This is a genomic window from Niveispirillum sp. SYP-B3756, assembly GCF_009495745.1.
GTDB lineage: Bacteria > Pseudomonadota > Alphaproteobacteria > Azospirillales > Azospirillaceae > Niveispirillum.
Genome location: NZ_WIDQ01000015.1, coordinates 74,645 through 89,702 on the forward strand (window position 1 = coordinate 74,645; position 15,058 = coordinate 89,702).

At 63.6% G+C, this 15,058-nt stretch carries 17 protein-coding genes and 3 tRNA genes; 11 read left to right on the top strand and 9 right to left on the bottom strand.

The window, feature by feature from the left end:
• Positions 1-4 precede the first annotated feature (4 nt).
• The 5 genes from GE253_RS20980 to GE253_RS21000 all read right to left on the bottom strand — a co-directional run bounded on the left by GE253_RS20980 (position 5) and on the right by GE253_RS21000 (position 4,068).
• On the bottom strand, positions 5-622 hold the full coding sequence (locus GE253_RS20980; RefSeq protein WP_153206100.1) for a GNAT family N-acetyltransferase: 618 nt from the start codon (positions 620-622) through the stop codon (positions 5-7).
• On the bottom strand, positions 619-1,488 hold the full coding sequence (gene sseA, locus GE253_RS20985; protein ID WP_153206101.1) for a 3-mercaptopyruvate sulfurtransferase: 870 nt from the start codon (positions 1,486-1,488) through the stop codon (positions 619-621). The genes GE253_RS20980 and sseA overlap by 4 nt, the downstream gene beginning before the upstream one ends.
• A 78-nt stretch (positions 1,489-1,566) precedes the next feature.
• Positions 1,567-2,295, bottom strand: a complete 729-nt coding sequence (locus GE253_RS20990) for an alanyl-tRNA editing protein (RefSeq protein ID WP_153206102.1) — start codon at positions 2,293-2,295, stop codon at positions 1,567-1,569.
• 26 nt (positions 2,296-2,321) lie between these two features.
• On the bottom strand, positions 2,322-3,323 hold the full coding sequence (locus GE253_RS20995) for a cysteine synthase A (RefSeq protein WP_348770920.1): 1,002 nt from the start codon (positions 3,321-3,323) through the stop codon (positions 2,322-2,324).
• 79 nt (positions 3,324-3,402) lie between these two features.
• Complete coding sequence (locus tag GE253_RS21000; protein ID WP_173012760.1) at positions 3,403-4,068, bottom strand: NUDIX domain-containing protein; 666 nt, start codon at positions 4,066-4,068, stop codon at positions 3,403-3,405.
• 118 nt (positions 4,069-4,186) lie between these two features.
• Here GE253_RS21000 and GE253_RS21005 point away from each other — a divergent pair, with 118 nt between their 5' ends.
• From GE253_RS21005 to GE253_RS21015, 3 genes are read left to right on the top strand one after another with little or no spacing between them, the layout of a single operon-like run.
• The gene (locus GE253_RS21005; protein WP_153206105.1) at positions 4,187-5,413 is read left to right on the top strand and encodes a bifunctional alpha/beta hydrolase/OsmC family protein; all 1,227 of its coding nucleotides are present in this window, start codon (positions 4,187-4,189) and stop codon (positions 5,411-5,413) included.
• A 60-nt stretch (positions 5,414-5,473) separates the two neighbouring features.
• The gene (locus tag GE253_RS21010; protein ID WP_153206106.1) at positions 5,474-5,698 is read left to right on the top strand and encodes a hypothetical protein; all 225 of its coding nucleotides are present in this window, start codon (positions 5,474-5,476) and stop codon (positions 5,696-5,698) included.
• A 38-nt stretch (positions 5,699-5,736) separates the two neighbouring features.
• On the top strand, positions 5,737-5,970 hold the full coding sequence (locus GE253_RS21015; protein ID WP_089287826.1) for a hypothetical protein: 234 nt from the start codon (positions 5,737-5,739) through the stop codon (positions 5,968-5,970).
• Positions 5,971-6,038: 68 nt separating this feature from the next.
• On the opposite strand, the gene GE253_RS21020 is transcribed toward GE253_RS21015, so the two are convergent.
• A tRNA-Asn gene (locus GE253_RS21020) sits at positions 6,039-6,113 on the bottom strand.
• 85 nt (positions 6,114-6,198) lie between these two features.
• A tRNA-Asn gene (locus tag GE253_RS21025) sits at positions 6,199-6,273 on the bottom strand.
• A 191-nt stretch (positions 6,274-6,464) separates the two neighbouring features.
• Here GE253_RS21025 and GE253_RS21030 point away from each other — a divergent pair.
• Complete coding sequence (locus GE253_RS21030) at positions 6,465-7,061, top strand: NUDIX hydrolase (protein WP_348770921.1); 597 nt, start codon at positions 6,465-6,467, stop codon at positions 7,059-7,061.
• Positions 7,062-7,126: 65 nt separating this feature from the next.
• Here GE253_RS21030 and GE253_RS21035 read toward each other — a convergent pair.
• A tRNA-Cys gene (locus tag GE253_RS21035) sits at positions 7,127-7,200 on the bottom strand.
• A 226-nt stretch (positions 7,201-7,426) separates the two neighbouring features.
• Between GE253_RS21035 and GE253_RS21040 the strand changes: the two genes are divergently transcribed.
• The 3 genes from GE253_RS21040 to GE253_RS21050 are packed head-to-tail and all read left to right on the top strand — an operon-like array spanning position 7,427 to position 9,830.
• Positions 7,427-8,092 carry a protein-L-isoaspartate O-methyltransferase gene (locus GE253_RS21040; protein ID WP_153206107.1) on the top strand — a complete coding sequence of 222 codons (666 nt, stop codon included), beginning with the start codon at positions 7,427-7,429 and terminating at the stop codon, positions 8,090-8,092.
• 23 nt (positions 8,093-8,115) lie between these two features.
• Positions 8,116-8,445, top strand: a complete 330-nt coding sequence (locus tag GE253_RS21045; RefSeq protein ID WP_348770922.1) for a rhodanese-like domain-containing protein — start codon at positions 8,116-8,118, stop codon at positions 8,443-8,445.
• Positions 8,446-8,447: 2 nt separating this feature from the next.
• The gene (locus GE253_RS21050) at positions 8,448-9,830 is read left to right on the top strand and encodes a TolC family outer membrane protein (protein ID WP_153206109.1); all 1,383 of its coding nucleotides are present in this window, start codon (positions 8,448-8,450) and stop codon (positions 9,828-9,830) included.
• Positions 9,831-10,025: 195 nt separating this feature from the next.
• Here GE253_RS21050 and GE253_RS26590 read toward each other — a convergent pair whose 3' ends face one another.
• On the bottom strand, positions 10,026-10,154 hold the full coding sequence (locus GE253_RS26590) for a hypothetical protein (RefSeq protein WP_282183251.1): 129 nt from the start codon (positions 10,152-10,154) through the stop codon (positions 10,026-10,028).
• A 44-nt stretch (positions 10,155-10,198) separates the two neighbouring features.
• On the opposite strand from GE253_RS26590, the gene GE253_RS26350 reads away from it, so the two are divergent.
• From GE253_RS26350 to GE253_RS21070, 4 genes are all read left to right on the top strand, one after another.
• Positions 10,199-10,573 (top strand): DUF2497 domain-containing protein, encoded by a 375-nt coding sequence (locus GE253_RS26350; RefSeq protein WP_247878789.1) that lies wholly within the window; start codon positions 10,199-10,201, stop codon positions 10,571-10,573.
• A 102-nt stretch (positions 10,574-10,675) separates the two neighbouring features.
• A complete protein-coding gene (locus tag GE253_RS21060) occupies positions 10,676-13,360 on the top strand; it encodes a valine--tRNA ligase (protein ID WP_153206111.1) in 2,685 nt (894 codons plus the stop codon).
• A 160-nt stretch (positions 13,361-13,520) separates the two neighbouring features.
• Positions 13,521-14,681, top strand: coding sequence for an ABC transporter ATP-binding protein (locus tag GE253_RS21065; RefSeq protein ID WP_173012761.1), 1,161 nt, complete (start codon positions 13,521-13,523; stop codon positions 14,679-14,681).
• Positions 14,682-14,795: 114 nt separating this feature from the next.
• Complete coding sequence (locus GE253_RS21070; RefSeq protein WP_153206132.1) at positions 14,796-15,053, top strand: twin-arginine translocase TatA/TatE family subunit; 258 nt, start codon at positions 14,796-14,798, stop codon at positions 15,051-15,053.
• Positions 15,054-15,058 lie beyond the last annotated feature (5 nt).

Genomic DNA, 15,058 nt, shown 5'->3' on the forward strand with positions numbered 1-15,058 from the left:
GCTCTCAGCCTTCGGGCGGCAGGATCAGGGGAACATGGGGGGCGGCATGGCGGGGGATCAGGCCTGTGACGCGGGGGTCATCCTCTTCCTTTTCCATCTGGCCCACGGGGTGAAAACCGGCCTTTTGATAGGTCATCAGGGCATGGGGATGGTCCAGCGTGCAGGTATTCACCAGCAGTTTTTTCATGCCGGCTGCATTCCAGGCCGCCTCAATCGCCCAGTCCAGCAACCAGCGGCCAATGCCATGGCCGATGAAATCCGGCAGCAGACCCAGGTAATTGATCTCACACTGGCCCGGTGTGCGGCGGTCCAGCTCCACATAGCCGGCGGGCACACCGCAGACATAGGGCACATAGATTTCCACCGCCGGGTCTTTGATGATGGCATCCAGCGTGGCGTCATCCATGGCCCGGCGTGCCCACCAGAGCCAGTCCTGCCCGACATTGTCATAAAGATAGCGGTAGAAGGAGAGCGTGCAGTTCTCCGCCCGCATCAAGGCCAGCTTTTCATGCGGATGCGGGCGTTGACGGCGAGCCGGCTTTACCGTCATTTCCAGATAGGTGACGGTGGTGCGCATCCGGCCCGGTGGGACCGGGCCGTCCAGGGGGGCAGCGTTGCTCATGCGGCATTCCCCGTTTCCAGCGGCAGATCTTCGCGCCCACCCCATTCGGTCCAGGAACCATCATAGAGCGCCACGTCACTGACGCCCAGCCGGTGCAGCCCCAGCGCCAGCACAGCCGCGGTGACGCCGCTGCCGCAGGAGGTGACGACGGGCCGCGACAGGTCGATCCCTGCGGCCATATAGCGGGCGCGCAGGGCCTCCCCTTCCAGCATCTGCTGAGTCTCACTGGCCAGAAGCTCGTTGAAGGGCAGGTTGCGGGCGCCGGGTATATGGCCGCTGCGCAGGCCGGCGCGCGGTTCCGGCACTGATCCGGTGAAGCGCGCGGCGGCCCTGGCATCCAGCACCTGTTCCGCGCCGGTTTCCAGGTTGGTTTTCAGGTCGTCGGCGCTGCGCACCATGTCCGCCCGGTACTGGGCGCGGAAGGCAGCGCGGGCGGGGGCTTCGGGCGTCCCGCTGGCCAGTTCGCCGCCGGCGGCAATCCAGCCGGGCAGCCCGCCATCCAGCACATAGACGTCATCATGGCCGAAGACGCGGAACATCCACCAGGCGCGCGCCGCACTGAACAAACCGGTGCTGTCATAGACAACCACAGCATCCGCCGACCCGATGCCCAGGGCCGAGACGGCCGCCGCGAAGCCCTGCGGGCTGGGCAGCATATGTGGCAGGTCGGTATCGGGATCGGAAATCCCGTCAATATCGAAGAACACGGCACCGGGAATGCGCTTGGCCGCAAATTCGGCCTTGGCGTCGCGCTTGGCCGCTGGCATGTGCCAGGAGGCATCCACCAGCTTCACATCGGGCCGGCCCAGCATCGCCCGCAGCCAGAGGGGGGACACCAGCGGATCGGTCAGCGCGGGGACGGCCATGTTCGTTCCTATCGGGACAGAGGGAGGAAACGTAATATCCATCTGTCCTTTATAGGCGATTGGAACGCAAACTGTCCCTTAATCCCGGAAGCCCAGCACCACGCGGCGGTTCTGCTTGCCCTTATTTTCGATCTTTACGATGCTGATCGGGCCAATCTCCCCCGTATGCCCCACATGGGTGCCGCCGCAAGGCTGCAAATCCACCATCGCGTCATCGGTACCGATCTGCAGCAGCCGCACCGAGCCGCTGCCCATGGGTGGTTTGACCGACATGGTACGCACCAGTTCTGGCCGTTCCGCCATTTCCTGATCGGTGATGGTGCGTTCACGTACCGGGTGGTCGGCGCGGATCAGCTCGTTCAGCTTCTCCTCCAGCGCGTCCTTGTCCAGGCTGGCCGAGGGCACATCGAAATCCAGCCGGGATTTCTCTGCCCCGACCTGCCCGCCGGTCACGGCGCCCGGCACCACAGCGCAGAGCAGATGCATGGCGGTGTGCATCCGCATATGCCGGTGACGGCGTTCCCAATCCAGATACAGGGTCACGCGGGTACCGGGCGGGGGCAGGGGGGATTCGGCGGGCACGATGTGCAGGATATCGGGACCGTTCTCCACCAGCGGCACTGCCTTGCGCGTATCGGTCACCGCCACACTGCCGCCATCCCAGTCGATCCGCCCGGTATCGCCGGGCTGCCCGCCGCCATTGGGATAGAACAGCGTGGCGTCCAGGCGGATGCCGTCCGCCCCGCTTTCAACCACCGTGGCCTCTGCCTGTTTCAGGTAGGGATCGTCACGGAACAACAGCGTCATGGGCGGACCTCCATCAAGGAACTGTATCAGGACAGCCAGTCGGGAACCGGCAATCCTTTTTCGCGCAGGAAGCTGGGATTGAACAGCTTGGATTGGTAACGGGTTCCGCAATCGCACAGGATGGTGACGATGGTATGGCCCGGACCCAGCAGGCGGGCCACCTTCATGGCGGCAACGATATTGATGCCGCTGGAACCGCCCAGCACCAGCCCTTCATTCTTCAACAGGTCGAAGACGACGGGCAACGCTTCCTCATCCGTCACCTGCACGGCATCGTCGATCGGCGCATCGGCCAGATTGGCCGTTACCCGGCCCTGGCCGATGCCTTCAGTGATGGAATTGCCTTCGGCCTTCAATTCGCCCGTCTTCTTCCAGGCGTAAAGCGCGGACCCCATCGGGTCGGCCAGCACGATCCTGGTTTCCGGCTTGCGCTCCTTCAGTGCCAGGGCGATGCCGGCCAGCGTGCCGCCGGTGCCGGTGGCGCAGGTGAAGGCGTCGATCTTGCCATCCGTCTGCTGCCAGATTTCCGGGCCGGTGGTGCGGCGGTGGCCTTCCCGGTTGGCCAGATTGTCGAACTGGTTGGCCCAGATGGCACCGTTGGGTTCCGTCTGCGCCAGTTCTTCCGCGATGCGCCGGGAGACATGCACATAATTACCGGGATCTTTGAAGGGCACGGCGGGCACCAGCCGCAGGTCGGCGCCGCACAAGCGCAGCATGTCCTTCTTTTCCTGGCTCTGCGTTTCCGGCATCACGATGACCGTACGGAAGCCCATGGCATTGCCCACCAGGGCCAGACCGATACCGGTATTGCCCGCCGTCCCTTCCACAATGGTGCCGCCGGGGCGCAACTGGCCGCGTTCAATCGCGTCCTGCACGATGGCGAGCGCCGCCCGGTCCTTCACCGACCCACCGGGATTGAGGAATTCCGCCTTGCCCAGAATGGTGCAGCCCGTCGCCTCCGATGGGCCCTTCAGGCGGATCAGCGGGGTGCGGCCGATGCTGTCGATGAAGCCGTTGCGTATATCCACGGCGTTGTGCCCTTGTTCATGTGTAGAATGCTGGCACCCCATATGGGGTGAGGTTGTTAAAAACCTAACCCCCGCCGCATCAGCCCTGCAACGCATTCTCCGCAAGGCCCGCCTTCAGTGCCGCATGGTGGCGGGCGAACCAGGCCAGGCCCAGCAGGGTCAGGCCGCTGGTGATGCGGTTGGCATCCATCTGGGCGATGGCGAGGTCTGCCGGCACCAGATGCACGCGGATATCCTCCACCTCCTCTTCCAACCCGTGCAACCCGCCCAGCCCCTGGCTGTCGACATAGCCAAAGAACAGCTCGACGATCTCCGTACAGCCGCCGGGGCTGGGCATCATGGTGAAGATCAGGCGCACGTCCAACGGGGTACAGCCCGCCTCTTCCTCAGCTTCACGGGCGGCAACCTCGGCGGCGGACTCCCCCGGCTTCACCATGCCGGCAACGAATTCCAGCAGCCATGGATCAATACCCGCAGCATGGGCGCCGGCCCGGAACTGTTCGATCATCACCAGCATGTCGCGCGCCCGATCATAGAGGATGATCGCCACGGCATAACTGCGATGGCAGACTTCCCGCTCAATCTCGGGGGTCATTCCACCATCAAACCGCTCATGCCGCAGGGTTTGCCGGGAAAAATCCATAAATCCTTTGTGGATGATCTCATTTTTCACAGTGTCCACCCGCGTCGGGCTGGTGATATCGGGCAGAACGGGGAACGGGCGGGCGAAGGTTTTGTTGGTCATGATCATCCGGTGTGACGGGAAAATGCGAAGGGGGTTGCGCAGGGCAGGGCAGGCGGGCCAGCTTTGCAGCCAACGGACCCGTGAGCGGGTTGCAGGATGAAACGCTGGTGAGGGCACGATGGCGCGCGTGACGCAGGAATTCAACTTTCCGGGATCAACGGGGGCCACACTGGCGGGCCGGCTGGACCTGCCGGAAGGCCGGCCCATCGCCACAGCGATCTTTGCCCATTGCTTCACCTGTTCCAAGGATTACCACGCCTCTGCCCGGATCAGCCGGGGCCTGGCGGATCGGGGATTCGCGGTGCTGCGATTTGATTTCACCGGTTTGGGCAATAGCGGTGGCGCCTTTGACGAAACCACCTTCTCCACCAATGTGGCCGATCTGCTGGCTGCCGCAGCGGCGCTGACACAGGAGTTGGAAGCACCGCGCCTGTTGATGGGCCATTCCCTGGGCGGGGCGGCCATGCTCCGTGTTGCAGGTGACTTGCCCAGCGTGGGTGCCGTGGTGACGCTGAACAGCCCCTCCGGCCCGCATACGCTGCTGGGCAAGATCGCCGGGCGCGACGCGGAGATGGCGCGCGACGGGCGAGTGCCGCTGAATGTCGGTGACCGGGAAATGCCGATCACCCGTGAGTTTGTGGCCGACGTGGCCACGCATGATATGGAATCGGCCATCGCCGCTTTGGGCCGGCCGCTGCTGGTGCTGCATGATCCGCGTGACCCGGTGGTGCCTATTGCCGAGGCGGACCGGATTCTCTCGTTCGCCAAGCACCCGAAAAGCTTCATCGCCCTGGACGGGGCGGGCCATCTGGCCGCTGATCAGCGTACCACCAACTTTGTCGCCGAAACCGTGGCGGCCTGGGCCAAGCGCAGCCTGAAGCTGGACCTGCCCTCGGCCCGCCCGGCCGGCGTGGAACATGCCGGCCCCGTCACCGTGTCGGAGACGGGGGAGGGTGCCTTCGTCAATCTGGTGCAGGCCGCCGGTATCCGATTCCATGCCGATGAGCCCACCGCCGATGGCGGCACCGGCACGGGCCCCAATCCCTATGAGCTGTTGCAGGCGGCCCTGGGTGCCTGCACCTCCATGACGCTGCGCATGTATGCCAACCGCAAGGGCTGGCCGCTTTCCCGTGTGTCGGTGCAGGTGGACCATGCCAAGCGCGACGCCCTGCCGGGGGAGGAGACGGAGAATGCCGGCGGCAAGGTCGACCAGTTCACCCGCCACATCACCATTGAGGGTGGGCTGGATGAGGGCCAGCGCAAGCGGCTGCTGGAGATCGCCAATAGCTGCCCGGTTCACCGGACCCTGCGCAGCCGTTCCGCCATCGATACGCTGCTGGCCTGATGGAACCGCCGTACCCTGTCTGTGGTTCCTGATGGACAACCACAGACCGGAGCCGGACTGATGCCGATCAGGACAGAACAGGAACTGGAACAGGCGGTGCAGGAATTCCAGCGGCTGGGCGGGGGGAATATCTCCCCCGCCGATGCCGACCGCCGCGATAATCTGAATGCCGATATTCAGGCCTATTACACCGAACATGCCGAGGGGCTGCGCAAGGCCAAGCCCGAACGACAACCGGATATGGAACGGAAAAGTCCCAAAAGCCCATCCGACACCGAGTCATGATAGGATGGGTTTGTTTTCGATGGATGGAGTGAGCCAACGTGCGTCGCGGTGATAATTGCTATACCTGCCGGTTCTGGCTGGGCCATGGGGTGCGGGAACGCGGGCCCAAGGGCAATTGCCGCCGTTTCCCGCCCGTGGTGACCGACCGGTCGCCCGCCGGTTCCTTCCCCATCACCAATTTCACGGATTGGTGCGGGGAATGGCAGCGCCATGGCGGCCTGCGCGATTCGGCCGATGCGGTGGAAGAAGCCACGCTTTACGACCAGCTGTGAGGCGGCAGCGCGGCCCGAAGCGGAAAAAGAGAAAGGACCGAAGCATCGCTGCTTCGGCCCTTCATCATTGGCTCCCAGGGAGGGATTCGAACCCCCGACCGGGCGGTTAACAGCCGCCTGCTCTACCACTGAGCTACCTGGGATCAGTGCGCTCCGATGCGTGATCCTACAGCAAAACATGTCCTTACCAAGGGTGGAACCGAGATTTTCATCTCGATTCCTGCCAATTGGCTCCCAGGGAGGGATTCGAACCCCCGACCGGGCGGTTAACAGCCGCCTGCTCTACCACTGAGCTACCTGGGATCAGACGCTTACTGCTGCGCCGTCGTCGACGCCGCATCGTGCGGTGGGCGGGCTTATAGCCAACCCCTGACGCCTTTGTAAACCCCTGTTTCGTACTTTTTTGATTTTTCTGCGAAGCTGTTGGCGAATGGCGCCCGGTGTGGCGCATAATCGCTTCGTTTCCAACAGCTTTTCACGGAAAGCCGCTGCCGGTGTCCCATCACGATAATCCCTGGAAAACCCTGTCCCGTACCCAGGTCTATGAGAATCCCTGGGTGAAAGTGGAACATCATGATGTGCTGCAGCCTGACGGTGCCCCCGGCATCTATGGCGTTGTCCGCTTCGCCAACCACGCGGTGGGTGTGCTGCCAGTCGCCGATGATGGCAGCACCTGGCTGGTCGGCCAGTTTCGTTATTCCCTGAACGCCTATAGCTGGGAAATTCCGGAAGGGGGCTGCCCGCTGGGCACCAGCCCTGCCGATACCGCCCATCGGGAACTGCGGGAGGAGACGGGGCTGCGGGCGACACATCTGCTGCCGATCCACAAGGTGGCGCTTTCCAACAGTGTCTGTGATGAACAGGGCACCGTATTCGTGGCCTGGGGGCTGACGGAAGGGGAGGCGGAGCCAGAAGGTACGGAAAAGCTGGCCCTGCGCCGTCTGCCCCTGCGCGAAGCGCTGGATATGGTGCTGCGGGGCGACATCACCGATTCCATGTCGCTGATCGCCCTGCTGCGGGCGCCGATGCTGCTGACCCAGCCGGATGTGCCGGAAGATTTGCGCCAGGCGCTGCGCCGAGGACTGGCATAGCCAAAGCGGAAAACAGAAAAGCCCGCCGGTTAGGGCGGGCTTTTCAATGGCTTATGGCCAAAACTTGGAGGCACGGCCGGGAATCGAACCCGGATTCACGGATTTGCAGTCCGTTGCATCACCATTCTGCCACCGCGCCAACGGTGCCGCACGTCAGGATCGTCGAAACCCGTCCGGCGTGGGGCCGGTATATAGACGGGCTTTACCGATGCGGTCAAGCACCAGAAACAAGGAATTGCGCATGACATGATGTTTTGGGTGCGCCCGCAACATTGTGTTCCGGGCATGGGGCGGATATATAGCGTCGGGGTTCGGCTTGCCGGTGCCCTCTCATCCTTCCTTTTCCCCACGCGCGAACGACCCCCATGATCGCCACCACGGAATACAGCGCTGCCCGCTACAACATGGTCGAAAGCCAGCTCCGGCCGAACAAGGTTACTGACCAGCGGCTGGTCGATGCCTTCCTGGCCGTGCCGCGCGACCAGTTCGTGCCCCCGGCGCTGCGCGGCGTCGCTTATGTGGACAAGGCCATTCCGGTCGGCAATGGCCGCTTCCTGCTGGAGCCGATGGTGCTGGGTCGCCTGCTCCAGGAAGCGCGCATTGCCGCCACCGATCTGGTGCTGGATGTCGGTACCGCCACCGGCTATTCCGCTGCCATCATCGGCAGCGTTGCCGCGACAGTGGTTGCCGTGGAATCGGATGCCGCCCTGGCAGCGCAGGCCAATCAGGCCATGCAGACGCTGGGCGTGGACAATGCCGCCATCGTTCAGGGCGATCTGTCCGCCGGCTGGGCGAGGCAGGGTCCGTACGATGTCATTGTCGTCGAAGGTGCTGTTGCCGCTGTGCCGCAGGCGCTGCTGGACCAGTTGTCCGATGGCGGCCGTCTGGTAACGGTGGTGGCGCTGGAGAGCGGTGTGGCTGTCGCCCGCCTCTATCAGAAGATCGGTGGCTTGATTTCCAGCCGGACGTTGTTCGACGCCTCCGCCGCCCTGCTGCCGGGGATGGAGCCGAAGGCGGCTTTTTCTTTCTGATCGACCACGGGGTGAGGTCGGCTGTGCGTGATGTCACTGACTTTGAGCTTCTGGTGGACGATTTGGCGGAACGTCTCCGCCGCGGTGACGCCGTCGTGCTGGATGTAAGAGAAAACTGGGAAGTGGAGCTTTGCGCCATTCCCGGCAGCCTTCACATTCCGCTGGGGCAGTTACCCGGTGCGATTGGTGATTTGCCGCAGGATCGTGATATTGCGGTACTTTGCCATCATGGAATGCGTAGTGCGCACGCTACCGCGTGGTTGCGTGCGCACGGATTCGACCGGGCCATCAATATTGCGGGCGGGATCGACGCTTGGGCCCGGCGGATCGACCCCTCGATGAAGGTGTATTGACAATGAGAGCCTCTCGTCTGAAGCCGATCCTGCGCCGTCTGGCGCGCACTGCACTGCCGCTGGCCACTCTGTCTGTCGGGCTGGGCTTCAGCCCGGCTCAGGCGCAGGCGCTGAATGACGCGTTGGCGCTTGCTTATCAGGCTAACCCTACCCTGGAAGCGGCTCGCGCCGAATTGCGGGCTGTGGATGAACTGGTGCCGCAGGCCCGTTCCGGGTTCCTGCCTCAGGTCTCGGCTTCCGGTGATATCGGGCGTTACAAGCAGGAGACCGGTAGCGCAAAATCCGAGGTTCTTTGGAACCAGAAGTCGGTCAGCGCCCAGGTCGTACAGCCCATCTATCGCGGTGGCCGCACCATTGCGACCCTGAATCGCGCTGAAGCGCTGGTGCAGGCGCAGCGTGCTTCTCTGATGGCGACCGAACAGTCGGTGCTGTTGTCCGCTGCCGCTTCTTACTGCGACGTGGTGCGTGATCAGGCTGTGCTGGAGCTGAACATCAACAATGAGCAGGTGCTGCGCCGCCAGTTGGAGGCGTCGCGTGACCGCTTCCGGGTCGGTGAAATCACCCGTACGGATGTCAGCCAGTCCGAATCGCGTCTGGCGCTCTCCAAATCCAACCGTATTGCTGCTGAAGGCCAACTGAGTGCCAGCCGCGCTGTGTTTGCGCGCCTGATGGGGCAGTCACCGGAGAAGCTGAGCCAGCCGGCCCCGACGGTGGACCTGCCGAAATCGCTCGAAGCCACGGTGGCCATGGCGGAACAGAATAATCCGTCCGTTTTGGCGGCCAAATATTCTGAACGCGCCGCTGATGCCGCGGTCAGTGCGACGGCTGGTGAGCTGTTGCCCTCGGTTTCCATCGTCGGCTCCTACAGTCGGACCTGGGACCAGCCCGGCACCATGGGCCAGCTGGATAACGGTTCCATCGTTGCCCGCGTCAGCGTGCCGATTTATTCCGCCGGGGAGCCAAACGCCCGTGTGCGTCAGGCCAAGCAGACCGCCCAGCAGCGCCGAATCGAGATCGACGAAGCGGTGCGCCAGGCCCGGGAGACCGGGATTCGCGCCTGGGAGGCTCTGGTGACGTCCCGCGCCTCCATCCTGTCCCGCAAGGAGCAGGTGCGTGCAGCCAATATCGCCCTGGAAGGCGTGCGCCAGGAAGCCACCGTGGGTTCGCGCACGGTGCTGGATACGCTGGATGCCGAGCAGGAATATCTGAACGCCCAGGTCAATCTGGTGCAGGCCGAGCGTGATGAGGTCGTGGCGATCTTCCAGGTGCTGTCCGCCACCGGTCAATTGACCGCCGGGCGCCTGGGCCTGCCGGTCAAGACCTATGATTACGAAGCGCATTACAACAACACGCGCGACAAGCTCTGGAGCCTGTCGGCCGACTGATCCGACAATATTTCAGGGAATCTGCGTAAATGGGGGGCAAACTGCCCCCCATTTTTCATCAAGCTCATGGAAATTTGTCCGTTTCTGCCCTAGGCTGACGGCCAATTCGTTGAATTCGGGTTATAGGCGAGATGGTCGATAAAGGCGCGTCACAAGAACCGTCGATGGAAGAGATTCTAGCTTCCATCCGCAGGATCATTTCCGAAGACAGCGACGCACCCCCGGCGGAGGCGGAGGCCCCCCCGCCGCCGCCTCCCCCGCCGCCGCCGCCCCCTCCACCACCGCCTCCTCCTCCCCCACCCCCGCCTCCGCTTCCCCCTCCACCGCCGCCGCCTCCGCTTCCCGTTTTTGAGGAGCCGGAGCCGTTTATGATGACGGAGCCGGAGGAGGAGCCGCCGCTGGAACTGACGGAGCCGTTCGAGGAACCACCCTCCTTCTTCGAGCCACCATCCCCGCCGCCGCCACCGCGTCGGCCGCTGCCCATGGATGACGGTCTGATTTCCGATCAGGCCGCCGATGCGGCCAGCCGCGCCTTTGCCTCCGGTCTGGCTGGGTTCCGCCGTGGCGGGCCTTCCATCCATGGTGAAGGGCCGGTTGGCCGGTCTGACACCACGGTCGAACAGATCGTCTATGATCTGGTGCGACCGATGATTCGTGAATGGCTGGACGATAACCTGCCAACCATGGTGGAGCGGCTGGTCAAGCGCGAGATTGAGCGGGTCGTACGGCGCGGACTCGACTGACGCGCCGACCCGCATTGCACGAAAGTTTGGGGGCGGCGCCTGGACGGTGCCGCCCCTTTCCATTTATCAACTGTGCCAACCCTGTCACCTGAAGGCCCGGTCATGCTGGAAAAGACCTTTTCCCCCGCCGATGTGGAATCGAATCACTACCAACGCTGGGAGAAGGACGGCGCCTTCGCCGCCCATGTAGACAGCAATCAGGTGCCCTACACCATCATGATGCCGCCGCCCAACGTGACGGGCAGCCTGCATATGGGGCACGCGCTGACCTTCACCCTGCAGGACATCTTGATTCGCTATCAGCGGATGCGCGGCAAGGATGCCCTGTGGCAGCCCGGCACCGACCATGCCGGCATTGCCACCCAGATGGTGGTGGAGCGCAATCTGGGCAAGGAAGGCATCACCCGCCAGCAGTTGGGGCGCGAGAAGTTCTTGGAGAAGGTGTGGGAATGGAAGGCCGAATCCGGCGGCACCATCACCAACCAGCTTCGCCGCCTGGGCGCTTCCACCGATTGGAGCCGTGAGCGCTTCACCATGGATGAGGGCCTGAACAAGGCCGTGCGTAAGGTGTTCGTGGAACTGCACCGCCAGGGCCTGATCTACCGCGACAAGCGGCTGGTCAATTGGGATCCCAAGCTGCACACAGCCATTTCCGACCTGGAGGTGGAGCAGAAGGAGGTTGCCGGCAATCTCTGGCACTTCCGCTACCCGATCGAGGGGGAGCCGGGCCGCTACATCGTGGTCGCCACCACCCGGCCCGAAACCATGCTGGCCGATACCGCCGTGGCTGTGCATCCCGAGGATGAACGCTACAAGGACATTATCGGCAAGTTCGTGCGCCTGCCGCTGGTTGGCCGCCTGATCCCCATCGTCGGCGACGAATATGCCGACCCGGAGACGGGTTCCGGTGCGGTGAAGATCACCCCCGCCCACGATTTCAACGATTTTGAGGTGGGTCGCCGGCATGACTTGCCGCTGATCAACCTGCTCGACCGCGATGCCCGCATTGTGGAGTCGTTCGAGGGCTATAAGCCCGGTGCCAATGGCCGCCTGGAAGCCTTCAGCGAGCCGGTGCCAGAAGCCTATCGCGGGCTGGACCGGTTCGCGGCGCGCAAGCAGGTGGTCGCCGATCTGGAAGCGCTGGAACTGCTGGAACAGATCGTCCCGCACAAGATGACGGTGCCGCATGGCGACCGCTCCGGCGTGGTGATCGAGCCCTGGCTGACCGACCAGTGGTATTGCGATGCCGCCACCCTGGCCAAGCCCGCCATCGAGGCTGTGGAGACGGGCAAGACCGTCTTCGTGCCGCGCCAGTGGGAGAACACCTATTTCGAATGGATGCGCAACATCCAGCCCTGGTGCATTTCCCGTCAGCTCTGGTGGGGGCACCAGATCCCGGCTTGGTATGATGCCGAGGGCAATGTCTTCGTTGCCGAGACGGAAGAGGATGCCCAGGCCCAGGCAGGGGCCGGTGTGGTGCTGACCCGCGACAGTGACGTGCTGGATACGTGGTTCTCCTCCGCGCTGTGGCCGTTCAGCACGCTGGGCTGGCCGGAACAGACGCCGGAACTGGGCCGCTATTATCCCGGTGACGTGCTGGTGACGGGCTTTGATATCATCTTCTTCTGGGTGGCCCGGATGATGATGATGGGCATCCATTTCATGGGCGATGTGCCGTTCAAGACTGTCTACATCCATGCCCTGGTCCGTGACGAGAAGGGCCAGAAGATGTCGAAGTCGAAAGGCAACGTCATCGACCCGCTGAATGTGATCGACCAATATGGCTGTGACGCGCTGCGCTTCACCCTAACCGCCATGGCTGCCCAGGGGCGCGATATCAAGCTGGCGGTCAACCGGGTGGAAGGTTACCGCAACTTCGCCACCAAGCTGTGGAACGCCGCGCGTTATGCGGAGATGAATCAGGTCGCCCCGGTGGCTGGGTTCGATCCGGCTAAGGTGGGGCTGACGGTCAATAAATGGATCATCGCTGCCTTCCAGCAGGCGTCGGCCCGTGTGACGGAAGCGCTGGACGCCTATAAGTTCAACGAGGCAGCGGCTGGTATCTACCAGTTCGCCTGGAACAGCTTCTGCGACTGGTATCTGGAATTCACCAAGCCGATTCTGAATGGCGAGGATGAGGCCGCCAAGGCCGAAACCCGCGCCACCACCGCCTGGGTGTTCGACCGGATTCTGCATCTGCTGCACCCGGTGATGCCCTTCATCACCGAAGAGCTGAACGAGAAGACCGGCGGCCTGACCAAGACCCTGATCAGCGCGGAGTGGCCGCTGGCCGATGAGGCGCTGATCGATGCCGCCGCGTCCGCCGAAATGGAATGGGTGGTGAAGCTGATTTCCACCATCCGCACCGTGCGGTCGGAAATGAATGTGCCGCCCTCGGCCCAACTGCCGCTGCTGCTGAAGGGCGCCAATGCGGAGACGGAACGGCGTCTGACCACCCATCGTGACCTGATCCTGCGTCTGGCCCGCTTGTCCGGCGTGGAGGCAACGGACGCGGAGGCACCCAAGGGTTCCGCCCAGGCCGTGCTGGACGAGGCGACCCTGGTGCTGCCGCTGGCCGACTTCATCGATATCGAGAAGGAGAAGGCCCGTCTGGCGAAGGAAATTGGCAAGCTAGAGCAGGAGATTGGCAAGATCGACGCCAAGCTGGCCAACAAGAACTTCGTCGACAAGGCCCCGGAAGAGGTGATCGAGGAACAGCGGGAGCGCCGGGCCGAGGCCGATGCCGTGCGGGCCAAGCTGGCCGCTGCCCTGGGCCAGTTGGGCTGAGGGAGCGTTGCGGGTGGGGATGGAACGACCGTCCCCACCCGATTTCCTGGCTGTCAATTAATAATGATTTGCAATTCCCTGCGGTGATCCCTACCTAATCAGTCCGTTCTGTTCCGGTGTTCCGCGCCGTACCCCGCGCCAAGAGAGAGCCTTGTCCGGTATGGATTTGAATCTGACCGACATCACCCACGCCACCAACCGGCACCCGGTCGCCCTGGATGCGGCGGCCTCGGCTGCCACCGTGGCGTCGCATCGGCTAGCGGCCCTGTCCCTGTCCGATGTCAGCCATGATTACCGCAACAAGCGGGCGGTGGATCATGTCAGCCTGTCCATCGGACCGGGGGAGATTGTCTGTCTGGTGGGGCCGTCCGGCTGTGGCAAATCCACCTTGCTACGCCTCTCGGCCGGGCTGGAGACGCTGCAGCAGGGGGAAGTGTCGGTCAATGGGCAGGTGATCGCCCGGCCCGGCCGTTCCGTGCCGCCGGAAAAGCGCGGTATCGGGCTGGTTTTCCAGGATTATGCCCTGTTCCCGCATCTGCGGGTGCTGGACAATGTGCGCTTCGGCCTGAATCGTCTGCCGGTGGCGGAGCAAAAGGAACGGGCGCTGGCGGCACTGCGGCAGGTCGGCATGGAAGCCTATGCCAATGCCTTCCCCGATGCCCTGTCAGGCGGCCAGCAGCAGCGCGTGGCCCTTGCCCGCGCCATGGCCCCCAAGCCCGCCGTTCTGCTGCTGGACGAGCCATTCTCCGGCCTGGATACAAGGCTGCGGGAGACGGTGCGCGATGAGACCCTGCATGTGCTGAAACAGAGCGGGGCGGCGACGATGATCGTCACCCATGATCCGGAAGAGGCCATGTTCCTGGCCGACCGCATCGCCCTGATGCGGGATGGCAAGCTGGTGCAACTGGGTTCCCCCACGGCGCTTTACACCAAGCCGGTGGATGAATTTGCCGCCAGCTTCTTCGGGGAGGTGAACCGGCTGACCGGCACGGTACGCGGCGGCCGTGTCGATACGCCGATCGGCTGCCTCAGCGCCCCCGGTCATGCGGAAGGGGCGGCGGTGGCCATCCTGATCCGGCCGGAGGGGCTGCGCCTGTCGGCGGTGGAGCAGGGGCTGGGTAGTGACGGGGTGCCCAATCTGGCGCGGGTGGAGGCATCCCGCCTGCTGGGCCGCGCCAGTCTGGTGCATCTGCGGGTACTGGATGCCGAGGGCAGGCCGCACCATATGCACGCCCGTATGCCGGGCCATTTTCTACCGGCGGATGATACCCATGTCTCCGTCGCTTTGGACCGGCAACAGGCCTTCATTTTCCCGCGATAGGGTGCCGGCACTGAAACATGAATGTTTTCCGGCCTTGATTGCGGGGAGGGGGGCTTTCTGCCATCATCCCGCGCCGCCGCAGGCCTTGCGTGCGCCTTGCCCGAGGAAACCGTCATGAGTTTGAGTGTTTGGGAAATCCTTCTCATTCTGGTGATTGTCGGCGTCATTTTCGGGGCCGGCAAATTGCCTAAAGTGATGGGTGATTTCGGTGAGGGCATTCGTCGCTTCAAGGATGGACTGAAGGATCCCAAATCCACTGTCGCTGACACTTGGGCGGATGCGACGTCGGCGCACACGGCTGTTGTCGACAATAAGGTTGCCACGGCCCCCGCCAGCCCGGTAACCAAGGACGAACCGGCTGCACGGAGCTGATCCGG